The following is a 16,816-nucleotide window of genomic DNA, read 5'->3' as shown; positions in this document are numbered from 1 at the left end:
GCGGCCCGCGCACGTCAGCGCCGTTGAGTATCGCGGCCCGCCCCGTCGCGCGGAGAGCGCGCGAAGGGGCGGGCGCATCCGGAAGCGCGGCAGCAGAGCCGCAAACGTAAACCAGGCGAGAAGCCACCCTGGGGGCGGCTCCTCGCCTGGTTTGCGTTGTTGAGCCACTACGGCGGCTGAGGCCCCGGGGAGATGCGGGCTTAAGGCCCGCATCTCCCCGCCCAGCCGCGAAGCGTCATTGTGCGATGCGCTTTAGCTCGGCGACTCGCGTCTGCATGTACGCGTCTTGCACTGCGCCGTAGAGGTCAACCGCATAGCGGTCGGCCTCTTCAAACTGATTCGGATGCAGTGAGCGATAGTTGACCGCGTTGATCGCCTCGGAACCGGCGTCCGCAGGGATAGTTACGTACCACGGCAGCAGCCAAGCCATCGGATTCATGCAGCCGTCAACCACGAGCCCAACCGTATCGCGCACGGTCGAGGGGCCGAAGAAGGGCAGCATCACATACGGTCCCGAATAGATCCCATAGTGCCCTAGCGTCAGACCGAAATCGTCGTTGTGCTGCTTCATTCCGAACCACGAATCGGCAACGTCGAAGAGTCCGGCCACACCGAGCGTGCTGTTGATTCCGAAGCGTGCGAGCTCGTTGGCCGCATTGTACGGATGGAGCTGGAACAGGTTGTTGGCAAAGCGCGGGATGACGCCGACGTTGCGGAAGAAGTTGTTCACGCTCTGGCGCGCGGGTTCGGGCATCACGTAGGAGTAGCCCTTCGCGACCGGCGTGACCACGTATTGGTCCAGATCGACGTTGAACTTGAACATCGCCGAGTTGAACGGCTCCAGCGGATCCGTATATGGACCGCCGGTTTCACCCGGCAACGTTTTCTCTCCCGGCAGCTTGGGGGCCGCCGCCTGATCTCCGCCGCCCGTCGCGGCGCTCTGACCGAACGTAGCCGAAACCATCAGCAAAGTCGCCAGCAATGCTGTTCCACACAGGGTGGCTAGCTTCTTGATGCTGCGCTCGGTCTGCATTCGCATGATCTCTTCACTGACGGCCACGTTTGTTTACCTCCGCGCCAGACTTTCCGTTCGGCGTCGTTCTCCCCCCGGATTGAAGGGTCTATGACCCCATAGAGGCTTCTAGCTGCTGTTGCTTCACACGCATATCGGACATCAGTTTATCGAATCCCTGATCATTAATCACACGATTAAACTGATTTCGATAGTTCGCCACAATACTGATAGCGTCAACTGTCACATCATAGATTTTCCAGTCGCCATCCATGTCACGCAACAGGTAATCCACCTTGATTGGCTGCTTTCCTGACTGGATTATCTGGCTGCGCACTCGCGCAAAGCCTTCTCCCTCGGCATTTTGCCCCAGAATGGCGACATCCTGGCCCGAATAATCCTGAATTTTGCTCAGGTATGCATTTTCGATAAAGGCCGTAAATAACTGGGTAAATTGGGCTCGCTGCTGGGTGCTGAGCTCGCGCCAGTGATATCCCAGCGCAATCCGGGACATATCCGAGAAGTCGAAATGTTGCTCCAGCAGCGAACGAAGTTTCCGCCGCCGCTGGGGGACCGGGCTGCTCCTATCGCGCAGTACCGGCAAAGCCGTGTTGACAACCTGGCTGACCGTGTCGAGCGCCGTCGGCAAGGCCCAAGCCTCCGGCGGTGACACGGCCGTCGCCACCATCAGGGCAAGCATCGCGGCGGCAAAGGCGCCAAACGCGATTCGAGCCGTTGCAGACGAAACCCACGGCGCCAGAGGGGTTCGAAGGTTGCCTGCTGAGTGATTATTCCCGAACATACCGCGTTTTTCCTATCTTACTGCAAGCCTTTGTCGTGGGTCCCGGAGGACGCGCCGCCGCTGCCGCTGCTGCTGCTGCCGCCGGAGCTCGAGCCATTGCTGTTGATCAACTGGCCTATGGCATCTTCCAACACGAAGGCAGACTGGGTTCGGCGAATTAGGCCCCCAGCGGTCAGATCATGTTCGCCCCCGCCTAGAGAAATCGAGACGTATTTGTCGCCAATTATACCGCTGGTCTTAATCGATGCTATTGCGTCCGTATCCACCGCTACACCGGTGTTGATCCTCAGCGCCACGTGCGCGCGATAGTCCTTGAGCCCCAAAGCAATTACTTTGCCAACCTGCACACCCGCGATTTCGACCTGATCGCCAGCCTTCAGGCCGGAAATATTGTCGAAATTCGCGTAGATGACGTAGCCGCTGTTGCTGAACAGCTCTATTTTTCCCAGCCGTAGCGACAGAATCGCCAGTGCCGCGATTCCAGCCAGGGCGAAAAGTCCCACGATAAGCTTGGTTGTCCAACTGGCGTACATTGTCTGCTCTTAGAGCGCGGCCGCGTCGCGCTCGTCTCCTGCGGCTCTGCCCGCCAGGAAGCGGTTGAAGACCTCGTCGTTGGCGGCAGTAACTTCGGCGGGGGTTCCGGTAAGTTTCATCCGGCCCTCGTGCATGAAAGCAACGCGGTCGGATATCTCAAATACCGCGGGCACGTCATGGCTGACCATCACCACGGTTAGGCCGAAGCGCTGCTGCGTTTGGCGCACCAGCGCATGAATCGATCCGGTGCGGGTAGGGTCGAGCCCGGTGGTCGGTTCGTCGAGCATCAGGATCTTCGGATTGCGCACGAGCGCGCGGGCGAGCGCCGCCCGCTTCTGCATCCCGCCGCTCAGCTCCGAGGGATACTTGTTCTCCATCCCCTCGAGGCCAACGTTGCCCAGCATCTCATGCACCTTGAGCGCAATTTCCTTGCGTTCCATACCGGTGTTCTCGACCAGCGGAAACGCGACATTGTCGAACACCGTCATCGAATCGAACAGCGCGCCCGCCTGGAACAGCATCCCGAATTCCTTGCGCACCTCGTCCAGTCCGCGATTGCTCAGGCGCGTGACATCGACTCCGTCGATCACGATTCTGCCCGAGTCGGCACGCAAGAGCAGGTTGAGATGCTTGAGCAGCACGGTCTTGCCGCATCCGCTGGGGCCCACGATGGTCGTGATATGGCCGCGTGGAAAATCGAGATCGACGCCGCGCAGAACTTCCTGCGCTCCGAAGCGATGGCGCAGGCCGCGCACTTCGATCGCAACCGGTCCGCCCGGCGCGGCCGCGCCCTTTCCGTTCTGATCCGCCATCGTCAGTCCTGCGCCATTCGCGTCTGCGCCATCTTCACTCGCCCAACTTCACTTGCCCAACTTCACTGCTCATCTTCGCTTGCTCATCTTGGCCCCGATCGGCATTTCTGTCTGAAATTTCCGCGAATTTTATAGGAGAATCGACGTGAGGAAATAGTCCCAGGCCAGAATCAGCACGCTCGAGAGCACCACCGCCTCGGTGGTTGCGCGGCTTACCCCGGTCGCCATCCGCTGCGCATGGTAACCCTTGTAACAGCAGACCCACATCACGACCAGCCCGAAGACCAGCGCCTTGTAGAGACCGCTCGCGATGTCGTGGGCGGACAGGTTCATTGCGATGCCGTTTAAGTAGGCGCCGCTCGGCGCCCCCATCAGGCCGACGCCGATAAGGTAGCCGCCCCAGATTCCGATCACGTCGAAGATGCTGGTCAGCAGCGGGAAACTGAGCACCCCCGCGATCACGCGCGGCGAGATGAGGTACTGGATCGGATTGATCGCCATCACCGCAAGCGCGTCGATCTGCTCGGTCGCCTGCATCGATCCCAGCTCGGCCGCCATCGCGGAACCCGCCCGCGCCGTAACCATCAGCGCCGCCAGCACCGGCCCCAGCTCGCGCACCAGCACCAGCGCGACGACCGTGCCGAGCGCGCCCTCGGAACCGAAGCGGCGCAGCGTGTTGTAGCCCTGCAGGCCGAGCACCATCCCGGTGAACGCGCCGATCAGCGCGACCAGCACGATCGACTCGGCGCCGATCGTGCGCATCTGGCGGATCGCGAGGCGCGGTTTGTATGGCGGAAGGACCGCGCACCACAGCGCGACCGTCAGGAACAGCACGAAGTTACCCAGCGCGATGACGTTATCGATCACCAGCGCGCCGAGGCGCGCAATCAGCCCCGCAATTCTCGACATCCGGATAAGCCCGTTTAACCGTGAATAATACCGAGCCGGGCAAGCTGGCCGTAGGTATGCGTCATGCTGGGCGTGCGCACGAATTCGTTGAGATCATCGATCACGTCGAGATCAAGCCCGGGACCGCGCTGGCGCACCACCCGGCTCGGCAGCCCGAGCCGATAACATTCCTCGAGATGGCGCGCGAGGCTTTGGCCGCCGAAGCGAGTCGGAATCGCGTCGGCCGGCGCCCGTGCGATTATATTGGTCCCGCTCAAGTCGCGCGAGGGCACCAGCACCACCCCGCGGTCCTCTTCGGCCAGTTCGGCGAACACGGTATCGATATCCTCGCCGGTCACCAGGGGAATGTCCGAAAGCACCGTGCAGAGGCTCTCGACGCCCTGCGCGGCGAGCGCGGAGGTCGCGACACGAACTGCCGCGTTGAGCCCGCGCGGAAATTCCTCGTCGATCACCAGCGCTCCCGCGGCGCGCGCCGCGTCGAGCAATGCCGGGTCCGAACTGATCACGGCCACGTGCTCGGCCGCGCGCGCGCTGAGCGCCGCAGCCAGCACGTCGCGAAACATCGCCTCGGCGAGCGCCATTCGATCGGCGTCGCCGACCGCGCGGCCCAGGCGCGTCTTGGCAAAGGCCAGATGCTTCGCTGCGATAAGGATTGCACGCACGGCGTACCTTTATAACTCACGCCGTCGATCGAGCCAAACCGAAAAGGATCGGATGGCGCGCCTTGACAGAGTTCGCATCGCGGCCCCAACATTGAAGCTGCGCTCCGCCGCTCGCTTTATCGGCAACCGGACGGCCGCACGGTCCTTTGGCGGGCCCGCGCGGCAGCCGCAGAGGGCGCGTTACATCGGTCTGGGCCGGACGAGGAAGGTGGAGGCATGGAGCCGCAACATCGGAGCGTTTCAACGCTTACTGAAAAATTCAACCGCCGCATGGCGCGCATGCGCGGCCGCACGATCGCGATTGTGGCCGCCGCGGCGGTGCTGAGCACGGGACTTATCGCCGGATGCCGCGGCAAATCGGTCAACGACTACCTGCGCGAGGGCGACGCCGCGATGCAGCGGACGGACCTCGGGCAGGCGGAAGAGAACTACCAGGCAGCGGTCAAGGCCGCGCCCGGCGATCCGCGCGTCCACGTCGCGCTCGGCAACCTCTACGTCTTCGAGCAGAAGCCGACGCTGGCGCAGGCCGAGTTCGTGCGCGTGCTCGAACTGGAACCGGCCAACCCGGCCGCTCATTCGGCGCTCGGCGGACTTTACGAATCGGCGGGGCAGATGGGCGCGGCCGAGGAACAATACCTCGCGGCCGTCGCGCTCAAGCCGACCGATCCGGTCTACCGTCTCCAGCTCGGCGCGCTGCTCGCGAAGAATAAGCGCCAGGTAAGGGCCGAGGTCGAGTTGCGCACCGCGATCGGGCTGCAGCCCAAGAATGCGCAGGCCCATCTCGCGCTCGCGAACCTGCTGAACGCGAACCCCGACACCAGGGCCGAGGCCGAGGCCGAATTTGCCGAGGTCCGCGCGCTCGATCCGCACCTGCTGGCCGAGCCGGTCAGGGCGGCTCCGGAAGCGCCCGGCACGGCGCCCGGCGCGGCGACCGCGGCGGCGCCGCCGCCCACGACCCCGGCGGTCAAGGAGCACAAGCTCAAGCCAATCGACCGCAAGTTCAAGCTGACCAAGAACTCTCCCGTGTACCAGGCGGCCGACGGTTCGACCAGCGTGGTCGGCCAGGTGCATCGCGGACACTTCGTGCACGTGACGGGAATCGCGGGCGACTGGCTGCAGGTAACGCTGCGTAACGGGACCGTGGGTTACATCCCCGTGGCCGCCGCCGAGTAACCGTGCGAGCGGGATGCAAGTGACGCGGTGAAGGCCGGCGGCAAATCCGCAAAGCCGCCCGGACCGCGCGGATCGCTCCTGCTCGGCAGCCTCCGCCGGGTGCAGCGCGAGCCGCTCGAGCTAATGCGCGAGGGCTTTCGCGACCACGGCGACATCGTGGGCTACCGCTTCGGCAATACGCGCGCGGCGCTGCTCGCCCATCCCGAGCATATCCGCCACGTCCTGCACGACAACCAGCGCAACTACAACAAGCAGAACGTGGACTATGCGATGCTCCGGCGGCTGCTCGGCAACGGCCTGCTGACCAGCGAGGGCGCGTTCTGGCATCGCCAGCGCCGGCTCATCGCCCCGATGTTCCATCGCCAGCGCGTGGCCGGGTTCTGCAACCTGATGGTCAACAGCACGCTCGAGATGCTCGAACGGTGGGACGCGCTCGCGCGCCGCGGCGAGCCTTTCGATGTCGGCGCCGAGATGACACATCTTACGCTTAAGATCGTGGCCAAGGCGCTGTTCAGCGCCGACGTGAGCGACGACGCCGAAGCGATCGGCGACGCGCTGACCGAGGTCAACCGGCAGCTTGGCGAATTCAGCCTGCTCGACCTGCTCTGGATGATTCCGACGCCGCGCAAGCGCCGCTTTCGCGCCGCCGTGCTTGCGCTCGACCAGGTCGTCGGCAAGATCATCGACGAGCGCCGCCTCAGCACCCATCGCAACCAGGACTTGCTCTCGATGCTGCTCGAGGCGGTGGACGAGGAGACTGACAAGGGGATGACCCCGCGCCAGGTGCGCGACGAGGTTCTGACCCTGCTGCTGGCAGGCCATGAAACCACCGCCAACGCGCTGACCTGGACCTGGTACCTGCTCGCGCAGAACCCCGAAGCGGCAGACAAGCTCGAGCGGGAAGTCCGCGAGGTGCTCGGCGATCGCGCGCCCGACGCGCTCGATCTGCCGAATCTGCCGTACACGCGGATGGTGGTGGAAGAATCGATGCGGCTTTATCCGCCGGCGTGGGCGATTTCGCGCAACGCCATCGCCGACGACGAAATCGGCGGCTACCGCATCCCGCGCAAGACCAGCGTGATCATCTGCAGCTTCATCACGCATCGCCATCCCGCCTTCTGGGAGGCGCCGGAGCGCTTCGACCCCGAGCGCTTCTCGCCCGCGCGCTCGGAGGGGCGTCCGAATTTCGCCTACCTGCCGTTCGGCGGCGGTCCGCGAATTTGTATCGGCAACGGCTTCGCGATGACCGAAGCGCAACTGGTGATCGCGACGGTGGCGCAGCGCTACCGGCTCGGCCTCGCGCCGGGGCATCCGGTGGAACTCCATCCGCTGATCACGCTGCGCCCGCGCCACGGGATGCGGATGACGCTCCATCCGGCGGATACCGCCGTCGCCGCGGACATTCGACGCAACGCCGCCCGCTGACGCAGTCTTCTCTTACCCGCTTCCCCTGTGTGTCTTGGGAGAGGGAATATACGCAGCCATCTTCTTCATCCCGTCTCACTCAGCTTTGGGGAAAGGAACAGAGGCGCGTGGCTACGACCTAACCGCGTCGGGCTGGCGCGAAGGATGCGCCGCGGCGAACGCCTCGAGCTTCAGACACTCCTCGTTGATCTTTCGGAGCGCCGGATAGGGCCCCATGTCGAGGTCGACCCTCGCGGCGTTAAAAATCTGCGGCACGAGGAAAACGTCCGCCATCGTCGGCGTGTCGCCGTGGCAAAAGCGCCCGCTCGCTCCGGAAGCCATCATCGCTTCGAGCGCGGCGAAATTGAGCGCGATCCAGTGGCGGCACCATTCGCCCACCCGCTGCTCGCCGAGCTTGAGCTGCTCGCCGAGATAGACCTGCGTCCGGCGGTTGTTGAGCGGATGAATCTCGCAGGCGATGTTGAGCGCGATCGCGCGCACCCGCGCCCGCCCCGCCGGATCGGACGGCAGGATCGGCGGCGCGGGAAAGCGCTCTTCGAGATATTCGCAGATCGCCATCGATTGCGGTACGAGCACGCCGCCGTCCTCGAGCAGCGGCACGATCGCCTGCGGATTCAGCCGGCGATACTCTTCGCCCAGGGTTTCATCCTTCAGCAGATTGACCGAGGCGTACTCGTACCTGAGCCCCTTCAGATTGAGCGCGATCCGCGCGCGATACGACGCCGACGATCTGAAAAATCCGTAGAGCTTCATGGCTCTCCTTCCTCGGCGGCAGTATAGCCCCGGCCCAAAGCACCCGGAAAAGCCTCGCCGGCGACCGCAGCGGGCGGCCGTAACGCGGCGGGATCCACGCTCGGCCCGTGCAGATGAATCAGCCGGCCGTCGGCGGGGTCGCGCTCGGAGAGCCATCGCGCAACGATCGCCATCGCGTCCAACTCATCGCGCACAACCGGCCGCACGCGGTAGGGTTCGTAATTGGCGGCGACGAATTCCGCGACCGCATGCGCGTCGGCCGCTTCGCGAAGCGGCCGGCTAAGCGCGAGACGCCCGCTCAACACGACGTGCGCGAGCATCGAGTCCCCCTCGCCCACCATGATCGCGAGGTTGTTCTCGGTGACGACGCGGCTTAGGCGCTCGGCGCGCGCGGCGAGCGTGGTGAGCGCCGCAAGCTCGCGCTTAAGCCGCGCGGCCTCTTCGAAGCGCATCGCGCGCGCCGCCTGGTCGCGCGCGCGGGCGAGCTCGCCGAGCAGCGGTGCGCTGCGCCCGCGCAAAAATTCGACCGCGCGCCGCACCCGCGCGCCATAGGCGTCCTCGCCGGCGCTCAGATTGCAGGGCATCGCGCAATGCCCCATCTGGCCGTACATGCACGGCGAGAAATCCGGCTCGGGCTTAAGCTTGCCCGCGCAGGTGCGCAATCCGAGCACGCGCCCGAGCGCGCGCACGGCCCGGTCAACTCCGCCGCGGCCGACGAACGGCCCAAGCTGCATCACGCCGCGCCGCGCCGAAAGCCTGGGCGCGAGCCCAAGCCGCGGAAACTCGTCCATCAGATCGAGCCGCACGAAGTACGCCTGCGCCATCCCCTTGAGCATCCGGTTATACGGCGGCTTGAGCTCGCGGATGAGCCGCGCTTCGAGCAGCGCGGCGTCGAGCGCCGACGGCGCAACGCGCGTGTCGATCGCATAGACATGGCTCACCAGCTCGGCGGTTTTGGCGTTGATCGCGAAGCCGCCGTTGAAATAGGAGGCGACGCGCTCGCGCAGGCGCCGCGCCTTGCCGACGTAGAGCAGATCGCCGCGCTCGTTGCGCATCAGGTAAACCCCGGGCGCCATCGGCAGCGCGGCGATCGCTTCGGGCGCGACGTGGCGCTCGATTCTGCGCCCGGCGGCGCCGCGGCCGTGCAAATCGATCAGCCGGTCGACGCGGGTCACTCCGCTTTGCGCCGCGATGTCGAGAAAGATCGAGAGCAGCTCCGCGGCCATCCGCGCATCGCCGAGTCCGCGATGGCGTCCCGCGGTGGAAAGGCCGAAGTGCTCGGCCAGGGCGTCGAGCCGGCGGCGGCGCAGCGACGGCGCGAAACGGCGCGAGAGCCTGAGCGTGCATAGCACCGGGTTGCGCAGGCCGATTCCGAAGATGCGGCGGAACTCGAAATCGAGGAACGCGCAATCGAACTGCGCGTTGTGCGCGACCATCACCGCGTCGCCCAGAAAATCGCGAAACACCGGCAGCACGCGCTCGATCGGCGGCGCGTCCGCCACCATCTCGTCGGTGATCGACGTAAGCCGCGTGACGAAAGGCGAAATCGGCCCGCGCGGGCGCACCAGGGTCGCGAACGATTCGGTCATCCGCGGACCTTCCATCCGGTACGCGCCGATTTCCGTGATCGTGCCGGGGCCAGGTCGGCCGCCGGTGGTCTCGAGATCGACCACCACGTAGCGGCCGCGGTCGAGCGGCACCTTCAACCCCTCGTTGGTCCGCAGCGACCACATCCCGCTCGCCGCATCGAAGACGAAATTGGGATCGCCGGCGAGCAGGCGATGAACGATGCGCGGGCCGAGTTCGGGGTCGGAACCGGCGCCGGCGAAAAGCAGGCCGACCAGTTCGCCGGTATGCGCGCCGGCCGCCTGGCGCTCGAGATAGGCGAGCAGTTTTTCGCGCGCGGTCGCGCCGGAATACCGACCGCCGAGGTCGAAGGCTCCCGTCCGATCCGCCATCATGCCCCCCCCATCCTCCTGACTAAAGGCCGCCTGGCCGACTTAAGGCCGTCTGGCACGCTTCGTGTTATGTTCGCTTTAGCAGACTACGCGGGGAAAGCCTACTGCCCGACGCGACCGGGGTTTGCCGGGCCGCGCCCGGAAGCTGTACGCTTGGTCGACCGCGCAGCGCGGCGTTCTCGATGCTGGTTCGGCGCAGGATATCTATGGCGATCCGGATGGCGGCGGCGGTCGCGGCCCTGGCGGTGCTCGGGGTTGTGCTCGGCGAATTGATCTCGGAGGCCGGTCCCTACCAGGACGCGACGGCGCCCGCGGAGCAGCTTCATCCGGCGGCATGGCCCAACGGCACGCTGACCATCGCGGACCTCGGCCATTCGACGCTCTTGATGGACTGGTACGGCGTGCGCGTGCTGAGCGATCCGGCGCTGTTCAACCGCGTCGGGCTGTCGATCGGCTCGATGCTGACAATCGGGCCGCGCCGGCATAGCGCGCCGCCGCTTGCGCCCGCAGAGCTGCAGAATCTCGATGTCATCCTGATCACCCACGCGCACATGGATCATCTCGATCTGCCGTCGCTGAGCGCACTGCCCCGACGCGCAGTCGTAATTGCATGCAGCGGATGCGCCGACCTGATTCGTCCATTGGGGTTTACCGACGTGCGCGAGCTTCGATGGGGCCAGAGCACGACGGTCAAGGGCCTGAGCGTGACAGCGATGGGCGCGAAGCACTGGGGAGTGCGATGGCCGCCGTTTGGCCGCGCATACGGCTACAACAGCTACCTGATCGCGCGCGGCGGCACGCGGATGCTGCTCGCGTGCGACAGCGCGTACACGCCTCTCTTCGACGCGCTCGCGGCCGACCCGCCCGACGTCGCGGCGTTCTCGATCGCGGCCTACGACCCCTGGATTCGCCATCACGCCAACCCCGAGCAGGTGTGGGCGATGTTCCAGCAGACCCGCGCACGCTACCTGGTGCCGATTCATTGGGGCACCTTCCGGCTCTCGAAGGAACCGATGGATGCACCGATGCGCCGACTGTTGGCGGCGGCGGGGCCCGAACCCGGCAAAGTCGCGATTCGCCAAATCGGTGTCGCCTGGAGCCTGCCGCAGCCGGCGCCGCGGACCGCTCTTCGAGCCACCGGCGGGGCTTGCGTTTCGGGTAGAACGGACGTTCTGTTGAATGCGTCAAAATGAGCTACAATGCCACAGGAGATTAGAAGAGCCGCATTAGCGGCGTCGCAGATTGAACACCCCGGGAAAGTCATCGGGTAAATATCGGGTAAATATCGGGGGGGAAGATAATGGCCAACTCGCACGAACGACCAAAGCTTCCAGCAAGACTTCCGGCTACGCTGCTGGCGATAACAGCGCTCGTGCTTGGATACGCCGTGATTGCCGCGCGGCCGGCGCTCGCGCAGGACGACGATTGGACGGTCGTGACGCCCCAGGACGAACCGCGTCCTGCGCATCAGAGCCATCCGTCGAAAGCCGCGCCGGCCGTTCCGGCTGCCAACGACGATCCGCAGGCGGCGCAGCAGGCGCCGCCTGCGGCCGACGGCGCGCATAAGGTCTGCGGCGAGCCCGCGCGGCCGGCGACCGAGCCCTACAAGAGCATCGTCGCCGACATCGACCGCCAGTGGGGCATGAGCACTCCGGTTTACGAATCGGTGCAGGTCTCGTCGCCGCATGTCTCGCGCAGCGGATGCATCTTCTACAACCCGGTCTTCATCGCAGCGTTCCTGCGCGGCGAGACCGACGAGCACGGCGAACCCGACAAGACCTCGATGCTCTACGCGATCATGGCGCACGAACTCGGCCATATCGAACATCACGATTACGAGCGCAAAGCCTCGAGCGTCGAGAAGGAACTTGAGGCCGATCGGTTCTCGGGTTACACGCTCGAACGGATGGGCATTCCGCGCGCCAACATCACCCCCTTCTACAGCCTCGGCGGCGACGAATTCAGCGGCGTCCACGACCACGGCTTCTCCAACGAGCGGATCACGGCGTTCGATCAGGGCTGGAAGGCGGCGGAGTGGAACCGGCCCGAAGACGGCGGGAGCGCCGGCGGCGCGTCCACCGAAGATTCGAGCACGGCCGACGATTCGGCCGCCGCCGCGGCCGTCCCGTAGCGAAGCGATCGCGCCGGGCCCGAGCAGGAATCCGGCGCAAACTCGCGATTCGCGGCGGCCGCTAGATCTTTTTGCGGCGCTTCGAGAGGTAATCCACCAGCATGTACTCGCCCAGATGATCGGGGCGCGTGTAGAGCGCGCGGCCGCGGTTGATCTGGGTCATCTTTTCGACGAAGGCGCGCAGGCTCGGCGAGTCGTCCAGCATGAAGGTGTTGATCGTGATGCCCTTGCGGGTAACGCGCTCGACTTCCCTGAGCGTCTCCTGCGCCGCGCGCATGCTGATGCCGCCGAACGAGAGCGGCCATTCGCAGTACAGGCGCTTGTTGAGAAAATAGGCGGTCGGCTGGCCGTCGGTGATCACGATGATGTGCTGATTGCGCGAGGGATGGCGTCCGAGCAGGTCGGAGGCCAGGCGCAGCCCGTCCTGCAGGTTGGTGAACGGGTCGCCCATGTTCCATGAGGCTTCGGGCAGGTCTTTCAGCTTCAATTCGACCGCGCGGGTGAAGAAGCCGACGATGGAAAAAAAGTCGCGCGGAAACTTGGTCCGGATGAGCGTCTCCATCGCCATCGCGACCTTCTTCGCCGCCGCAAAGCGCCCTTCCCAGCTCATCGACCACGACATGTCCAGGCACAGCACCGTTGACGACGAACTCGCGTAGTCACTTTCGTAAACCTCGAAGTCGCCGGGCTCGAGCTTGAGCGGCACGCCGGGCCGCCGCGCCAGCGCGTGCCTGAGCGTCGCGACCAGGTTCAGGTTGAGCGGATCGCCGAAGGCGTAGCTCTTGGTCTGGTCGGGGCGGATTTCGACGATGCCGCGATGGTCGGTCTGATGGGATCCGGCGCGGTCCTTGAGCAGGCCCTGGTAGATGTCGCGCAGCGCCAGCTGGCCGATCCGGCGCACGCCCTTGGGCGAGAGCGCCATGTGCTCGCCCTTCTGGACCATGTAGCCGCCCTCTTCGAGCAGCAGCATCACCTGGCGCAGGTTCTGGAAATCCTCGTCGGCCTGCTGCCCCAGCATCTCGCGCAGATCGTCGGCCGAGATCTTGTCGAAGTTGCTCGACATCAGATCCTGCTCGAGCTGCTTCATCCGCTCCATCTCGCGCATCAGCTCGAGCGCCTCGCGGTAGTTGAGGCTCTTGGGGCCGTGGAACAGATGCTGGTTGCGCTCGCGAAAGTTTTCGAGGTCGCGGATGTTCTCGTATTCCTTGAGCAGCTGCTCGAAATCGGCGCGCGCCTGGGCGTCCTCAAATTCATGGCTCTCGAGCTTGCGAATCGCCTCTGAGAACCGGCGCGGGATGCGCTGCAGTTCGCGCAGCTTCTGCTCGAACCGGGCGCCGGGCCGCTCGGCATTCATCCGCTCGAGCGTGCCGCGCTCGCGATCGACGATGTCCTGCAGGCGCTGATCGATCTCGTCCAGCGCCTCCTTGAGATTGAAGTCGCGGTAGCGCTGGCGCATCTCCTGGCGCAGCTGTTCGAGAAACTCCTCCAGTCCCGCGACGCGCATGCCGTCGAAGTCCATTCCCTGGCGCGACATCCAGTCCATCGCCTGGCGCACGTCGTCGGTGTAGGAGAGAAACTCGGCCAGCTTCTCGAATACCTTGTCGGCGTCGAGCCTGAGCTTCTGGCTGCCGTCCCACGCGGTGTAGCGGATTTCGATCATCGGCGTCGCCCGCGCCCGTCCCCGGCCTCAGGCGTGATAGGCGAAGCGCCCGCCGTGGCGCTCCTTGTTGAGCTTCTGATGAAGATGCAGGCCCTCGAACACGAGTTCGGTCGCTGCGGCCATCAGGCCCGGCGTCTCGAACGAGCCCAGCTGCTCGACCGCCTCGCGCAGGCCCGGCACCTCGCGCAGCGCCTCGAGGTATTCGGAGGCCGGCGACTGGTCGGAGACCTCGACGCCCCATCCGCCCTCGAAGTACGCGCTCACGCGGCGCAGATCGTCGACCTTGAAGTAGCGGTCGAAGGTCTTGAGCACGGCGCGGTTGATGAGCCGCTCGATCAGGTCGTCCTCCTTCTTGTCCTCGCCCACGTATTCGAGCTCAATTTTGCCCGCGGTCGAGGCGTAGAGCGACGGCAGATCGGAGAGCCGCGGCACGATCTCGTTCTCGCCCAGGCGCACCGCGCGCTTCTCGGCGTTGGAGATCACCGATTCGAAGTTGTTGATCGAGACCCGCACCGAAACCCCCGAGGTCTGGTTGATCTCATTGGAGGCGCGCGCCTCGAAGGTCAGCTGCGCGACCACCTCCTTGATGAAGGACGGGATGCGCAGCGCCATCCCGTCGCTCGCCGGATAGCCGCATTCCTGATCCATGATCGCGATTTCGTCTTCGATCGTTCGCGGGTAGTGCGTGCGGATCTGGACGTCGAAGCGGTCCTTCAGCGGCGTGATGATCCGGCCGCGCGAGGTGTAATCCTCCGGGTTGGCGCTCGCGACGAACACCAGGTCAAGCGGCATGCGCACGCGGTAGCCCTTGATCTGGACGTCCTTCTCTTCCATCAGGTTGAACAGTCCGACCTGCACCTTCTCGGTCAGGTCGGGCAACTCGTTGATCGCGAAGATGCCGCGGTTGGTGCGCGGGATGAGGCCGTAGTGGATGGTCTCCTCGTCGGCGAGGTAGCGGCCCTCGGCGACCTTGATCGGATCGATCTCGCCGATCAGGTCCGCCACCGAGACGTCGGGCGTCGCGAGCTTCTCGGCGTAGCGCCGCTCGCGTCCGATCCATTCGATCTCGAGCGCTTCGCCGGCTTCGGCCAGGCGGCGGCGGCAGGCGCCACAGATCGGACGGTACGGATCGTCGTTGATCTCACAGCCCTTGACCGCCGCGACGTGTTCGTCGAGGAGCTCGATGAGCAGGCGGATTAGGCGCGACTTTGCCTGTCCGCGTTCGCCGAGAAAGATCATGTGATGGCCCGCGAGCACGCCGTTTTCGATCTCCGGCAGCACGCTCTCGTCGTAGCCGATGATGCCGGGGAGAATCCGCTCGCCCGCGCGCAGGCGGCCGATCAGATTGCGGCGCATCTCGAGCCGGACCGGCAACACCGCGACGCCCGCCGCGCGCAGCTGGCCCAGCGTGCGGATTTTCAGCAAGTCTTGCTTCATTTAAAAATCCAGTCGGGAAATCCCGTCCCGCTTTAGGATATGGCAGCGTCGACCGTCTTGAAAAGCGGCTCCAGTAAATCGAAGGTTGTCTCGAGATGCTCCGAGATCACGCGCGTCGCCGCCAGCACCGGCATGAAATTGACGTCGCCGTCCCATCGCGGCACCACGTGCCAGTGCATGTGATCGGCAAAGCCCGCGCCGCCGCATCGCCCAAGGTTCGCGCCCAGATTGAACCCCTCGCAGTTGTAGGCGCGGCGCAGAAGCGTCAGCGCCGCGGCCTGCAGCTCGGCGAGCGCGGCGCGCTCGGCGCGCTCGAGCAGGTCGGGCGAAGCGAGGTGGCGGCGCGGCGCGATCATCAAGTGGCCATTGTTGTAGGGGTAGCGATTGAGCATCACCAGCGCGAGCGGCCCCGCGTAAAGCACCAGCCTGCGGCGGCGCTCGGCGGCGCCGGGCGTGCCGAAGCAGAAGATGCATCCGCGGCCCGGCAGGCCGGCAGTGCGCAGGTAGGTCCCTCGCCAGGGCGCCCACAGCCGCAGCGGCTCGCCGTCGGCGGGCCGGGCCAAAGCGCGCTTACGCGGAGCGCGCCTGGGCGTCCTGCTCGGCGCCATTGAGGCCCGCGCGCAGTTCCTTGCCGGTGCGGAAGAACGGGACGCGCTTGGCTTCCACGGCGACCATGTCGCCGGTGCGCGGATTGCGCCCCTGGCGCGCGCGCCGCTGCTTGACGCCGAAGCTGCCGAAGCCGCGAATCTCGATTCGTCCGCCGTGGGCCAGCACGCTCGCCATCTCCTCGAACATCGCGTTGACGATGGTCTCGGACTGGCGATGCGAGAATTTCTGATGCCTTGCCAGCAATTCGTCGATAACGCCGCGCTTGGTCATCGGACTTACTGTGCTCCCGCCCTCTACGCTCCGGTCGGTGACAACCCGGCCCTTGTGCTCATGGCGTGTCTGCGTCCGGTGCCGCGCGATCCGCGCCGCGCCCCGGCGCAACGGTCAGCGGTCGCGGCGCTGCCCGCGCGGCGCCCCGCGCCCGCCCTCTTCGCGGTCGAGCCGCAGCTCTTCGTTCAGGATATCTTCCATCGAGAAGCGCGCCGCCTCGTGCTCGCGCTTGAGATAGGCCTGCATCTCTTCGCGCTCCTCGTGCTGCTTGATCGCCTTTATCGAAAGCCCGATCCGACGCTCGCGGCTGTCGACCTGCACCACGATCGCCTCGAGCTCGTCGCCAACCTTGAACAGCGAGGAAGGTTTGTCCACGCGCTCGTTGCTGAGCTGCGAGATATGGATGAGCCCCTCGATCCCTTCCTCGAGTTCGACGAACACGCCGAAGTCGGCGACCGAGCTCACCTTGCCGTGCACCCGCGTGTTGAGCGGATAGCGCTGCGCCACGGTCGACCACGGATCGGGCGTGAGCTGCTTGACGCCGAGGCTCACGCGCTCGTTCTCGACGTCGATGCCGAGCACGGTCGCCTCGACCTCGTCGCCCTTCTTGTACACTTCCGAGGGATGACGCACCTTCTTGGTCCACGAAAGATCCGAGATGTGCACGAG

Annotated in this window: 17 protein-coding genes; 4 read left to right on the top strand and 13 right to left on the bottom strand. The window is 65.4% G+C overall.

Translation table 11 applies throughout. The features are described 5' to 3' along the window. Positions 1-235 precede the first annotated feature (235 nt). The 6 genes from VMI09_08670 to cofC all read right to left on the bottom strand — a co-directional run bounded on the left by VMI09_08670 (position 236) and on the right by cofC (position 4,731). Positions 236-1,060: a VacJ family lipoprotein gene (locus tag VMI09_08670; protein HTQ24756.1), complete on the bottom strand. Its 825-nt coding sequence runs from the start codon at positions 1,058-1,060 to the stop codon at positions 236-238. A gap of 61 nt (positions 1,061-1,121) precedes the next feature. Beyond that, positions 1,122-1,814, bottom strand: coding sequence for an ABC transporter substrate-binding protein (locus VMI09_08665; protein HTQ24755.1), 693 nt, complete (start codon positions 1,812-1,814; stop codon positions 1,122-1,124). A 17-nt stretch (positions 1,815-1,831) separates the two neighbouring features. After that, positions 1,832-2,347, bottom strand: coding sequence for an MlaD family protein (locus VMI09_08660; GenBank protein ID HTQ24754.1), 516 nt, complete (start codon positions 2,345-2,347; stop codon positions 1,832-1,834). Between the two features lie 9 nt (positions 2,348-2,356). Beyond that, the gene (locus VMI09_08655; protein ID HTQ24753.1) at positions 2,357-3,160 is read right to left on the bottom strand and encodes an ATP-binding cassette domain-containing protein; all 804 of its coding nucleotides are present in this window, start codon (positions 3,158-3,160) and stop codon (positions 2,357-2,359) included. A gap of 129 nt (positions 3,161-3,289) precedes the next feature. After that, complete coding sequence (locus VMI09_08650; GenBank protein HTQ24752.1) at positions 3,290-4,069, bottom strand: MlaE family lipid ABC transporter permease subunit; 780 nt, start codon at positions 4,067-4,069, stop codon at positions 3,290-3,292. 14 nt (positions 4,070-4,083) lie between these two features. Continuing rightward, positions 4,084-4,731: a 2-phospho-L-lactate guanylyltransferase gene (gene cofC, locus VMI09_08645; protein ID HTQ24751.1), complete on the bottom strand. Its 648-nt coding sequence runs from the start codon at positions 4,729-4,731 to the stop codon at positions 4,084-4,086. 216 nt (positions 4,732-4,947) lie between these two features. Here cofC and VMI09_08640 point away from each other — a divergent pair, with 216 nt between their 5' ends. Both VMI09_08640 and VMI09_08635 read left to right on the top strand, forming a co-directional pair. Further along, positions 4,948-5,904 carry a tetratricopeptide repeat protein gene (locus VMI09_08640; protein HTQ24750.1) on the top strand — a complete coding sequence of 319 codons (957 nt, stop codon included), beginning with the start codon at positions 4,948-4,950 and terminating at the stop codon, positions 5,902-5,904. A 27-nt stretch (positions 5,905-5,931) separates the two neighbouring features. Next, positions 5,932-7,329: a cytochrome P450 gene (locus VMI09_08635; protein ID HTQ24749.1), complete on the top strand. Its 1,398-nt coding sequence runs from the start codon at positions 5,932-5,934 to the stop codon at positions 7,327-7,329. A gap of 111 nt (positions 7,330-7,440) precedes the next feature. Here the strand turns inward: VMI09_08635 and maiA are convergent, their stop codons facing one another. After that, positions 7,441-8,082, bottom strand: a complete 642-nt coding sequence (maiA, locus tag VMI09_08630) for a maleylacetoacetate isomerase (protein HTQ24748.1) — start codon at positions 8,080-8,082, stop codon at positions 7,441-7,443. After that, complete coding sequence (locus VMI09_08625) at positions 8,079-10,043, bottom strand: exonuclease domain-containing protein (GenBank protein ID HTQ24747.1); 1,965 nt, start codon at positions 10,041-10,043, stop codon at positions 8,079-8,081. The genes maiA and VMI09_08625 overlap by 4 nt, the downstream gene beginning before the upstream one ends. Before the next feature lie 203 nt (positions 10,044-10,246). Between VMI09_08625 and VMI09_08620 the strand changes: the two genes are divergently transcribed. Together VMI09_08620 and VMI09_08615 are read left to right on the top strand one after the other, a co-directional pair. After that, complete coding sequence (locus VMI09_08620; protein HTQ24746.1) at positions 10,247-11,233, top strand: MBL fold metallo-hydrolase; 987 nt, start codon at positions 10,247-10,249, stop codon at positions 11,231-11,233. A 179-nt stretch (positions 11,234-11,412) separates the two neighbouring features. Next, positions 11,413-12,171, top strand: coding sequence for a hypothetical protein (locus VMI09_08615; GenBank protein HTQ24745.1), 759 nt, complete (start codon positions 11,413-11,415; stop codon positions 12,169-12,171). 61 nt (positions 12,172-12,232) lie between these two features. Here VMI09_08615 and VMI09_08610 read toward each other — a convergent pair whose 3' ends face one another. The 5 genes from VMI09_08610 to VMI09_08590 form a co-directional block, all read right to left on the bottom strand. After that, on the bottom strand, positions 12,233-13,831 hold the full coding sequence (locus tag VMI09_08610; protein HTQ24744.1) for a VWA domain-containing protein: 1,599 nt from the start codon (positions 13,829-13,831) through the stop codon (positions 12,233-12,235). Positions 13,832-13,858: 27 nt separating this feature from the next. Then, entirely contained in the window at positions 13,859-15,268 is a 1,410-nt protein-coding gene (locus VMI09_08605; GenBank protein ID HTQ24743.1) for a hypothetical protein, read from the bottom strand. Positions 15,269-15,300: 32 nt separating this feature from the next. Further along, a complete protein-coding gene (locus VMI09_08600; GenBank protein HTQ24742.1) occupies positions 15,301-15,831 on the bottom strand; it encodes an HIT domain-containing protein in 531 nt (176 codons plus the stop codon). A 7-nt stretch (positions 15,832-15,838) separates the two neighbouring features. Further along, positions 15,839-16,147, bottom strand: a complete 309-nt coding sequence (locus tag VMI09_08595; protein HTQ24741.1) for an integration host factor subunit beta — start codon at positions 16,145-16,147, stop codon at positions 15,839-15,841. Between the two features lie 114 nt (positions 16,148-16,261). Continuing rightward, the coding region (locus VMI09_08590; GenBank protein ID HTQ24740.1) for a S1 RNA-binding domain-containing protein at positions 16,262-16,816 on the bottom strand (555 nt) is incomplete at its 5' end.

It is taken from the genome of Candidatus Binataceae bacterium (assembly GCA_035500095.1).
Taxonomy (GTDB): domain Bacteria; phylum Desulfobacterota; class Binatia; order Binatales; family Binataceae; genus JAKAVN01.
Note: the sequence above shows the minus strand (reverse complement) of the source record. Positions and strands in the feature narration are given on the sequence as shown.

Coding starts and splice junctions, on each gene's coding strand:
- VMI09_08665 (HTQ24755.1), bottom strand. CDS start 1,814: ATGTTCGGGAATAATCACTCAGCAGGCAACCTTCGAACCCCTCTGGCG.
- VMI09_08660 (HTQ24754.1), bottom strand. CDS start 2,347: ATGTACGCCAGTTGGACAACCAAGCTTATCGTGGGACTTTTCGCCCTG.
- VMI09_08655 (HTQ24753.1), bottom strand. CDS start 3,160: ATGGCGGATCAGAACGGAAAGGGCGCGGCCGCGCCGGGCGGACCGGTT.
- VMI09_08650 (HTQ24752.1), bottom strand. CDS start 4,069: ATGTCGAGAATTGCGGGGCTGATTGCGCGCCTCGGCGCGCTGGTGATC.
- VMI09_08640 (HTQ24750.1), top strand. CDS start 4,948: ATGGAGCCGCAACATCGGAGCGTTTCAACGCTTACTGAAAAATTCAAC.
- maiA (HTQ24748.1), bottom strand. CDS start 8,082: ATGAAGCTCTACGGATTTTTCAGATCGTCGGCGTCGTATCGCGCGCGG.
- VMI09_08625 (HTQ24747.1), bottom strand. CDS start 10,043: ATGATGGCGGATCGGACGGGAGCCTTCGACCTCGGCGGTCGGTATTCC.
- VMI09_08620 (HTQ24746.1), top strand. CDS start 10,247: ATGGCGATCCGGATGGCGGCGGCGGTCGCGGCCCTGGCGGTGCTCGGG.
- VMI09_08610 (HTQ24744.1), bottom strand. CDS start 13,831: ATGATCGAAATCCGCTACACCGCGTGGGACGGCAGCCAGAAGCTCAGG.
- VMI09_08605 (HTQ24743.1), bottom strand. CDS start 15,268: ATGAAGCAAGACTTGCTGAAAATCCGCACGCTGGGCCAGCTGCGCGCG.
- VMI09_08595 (HTQ24741.1), bottom strand. CDS start 16,147: ATGACCAAGCGCGGCGTTATCGACGAATTGCTGGCAAGGCATCAGAAA.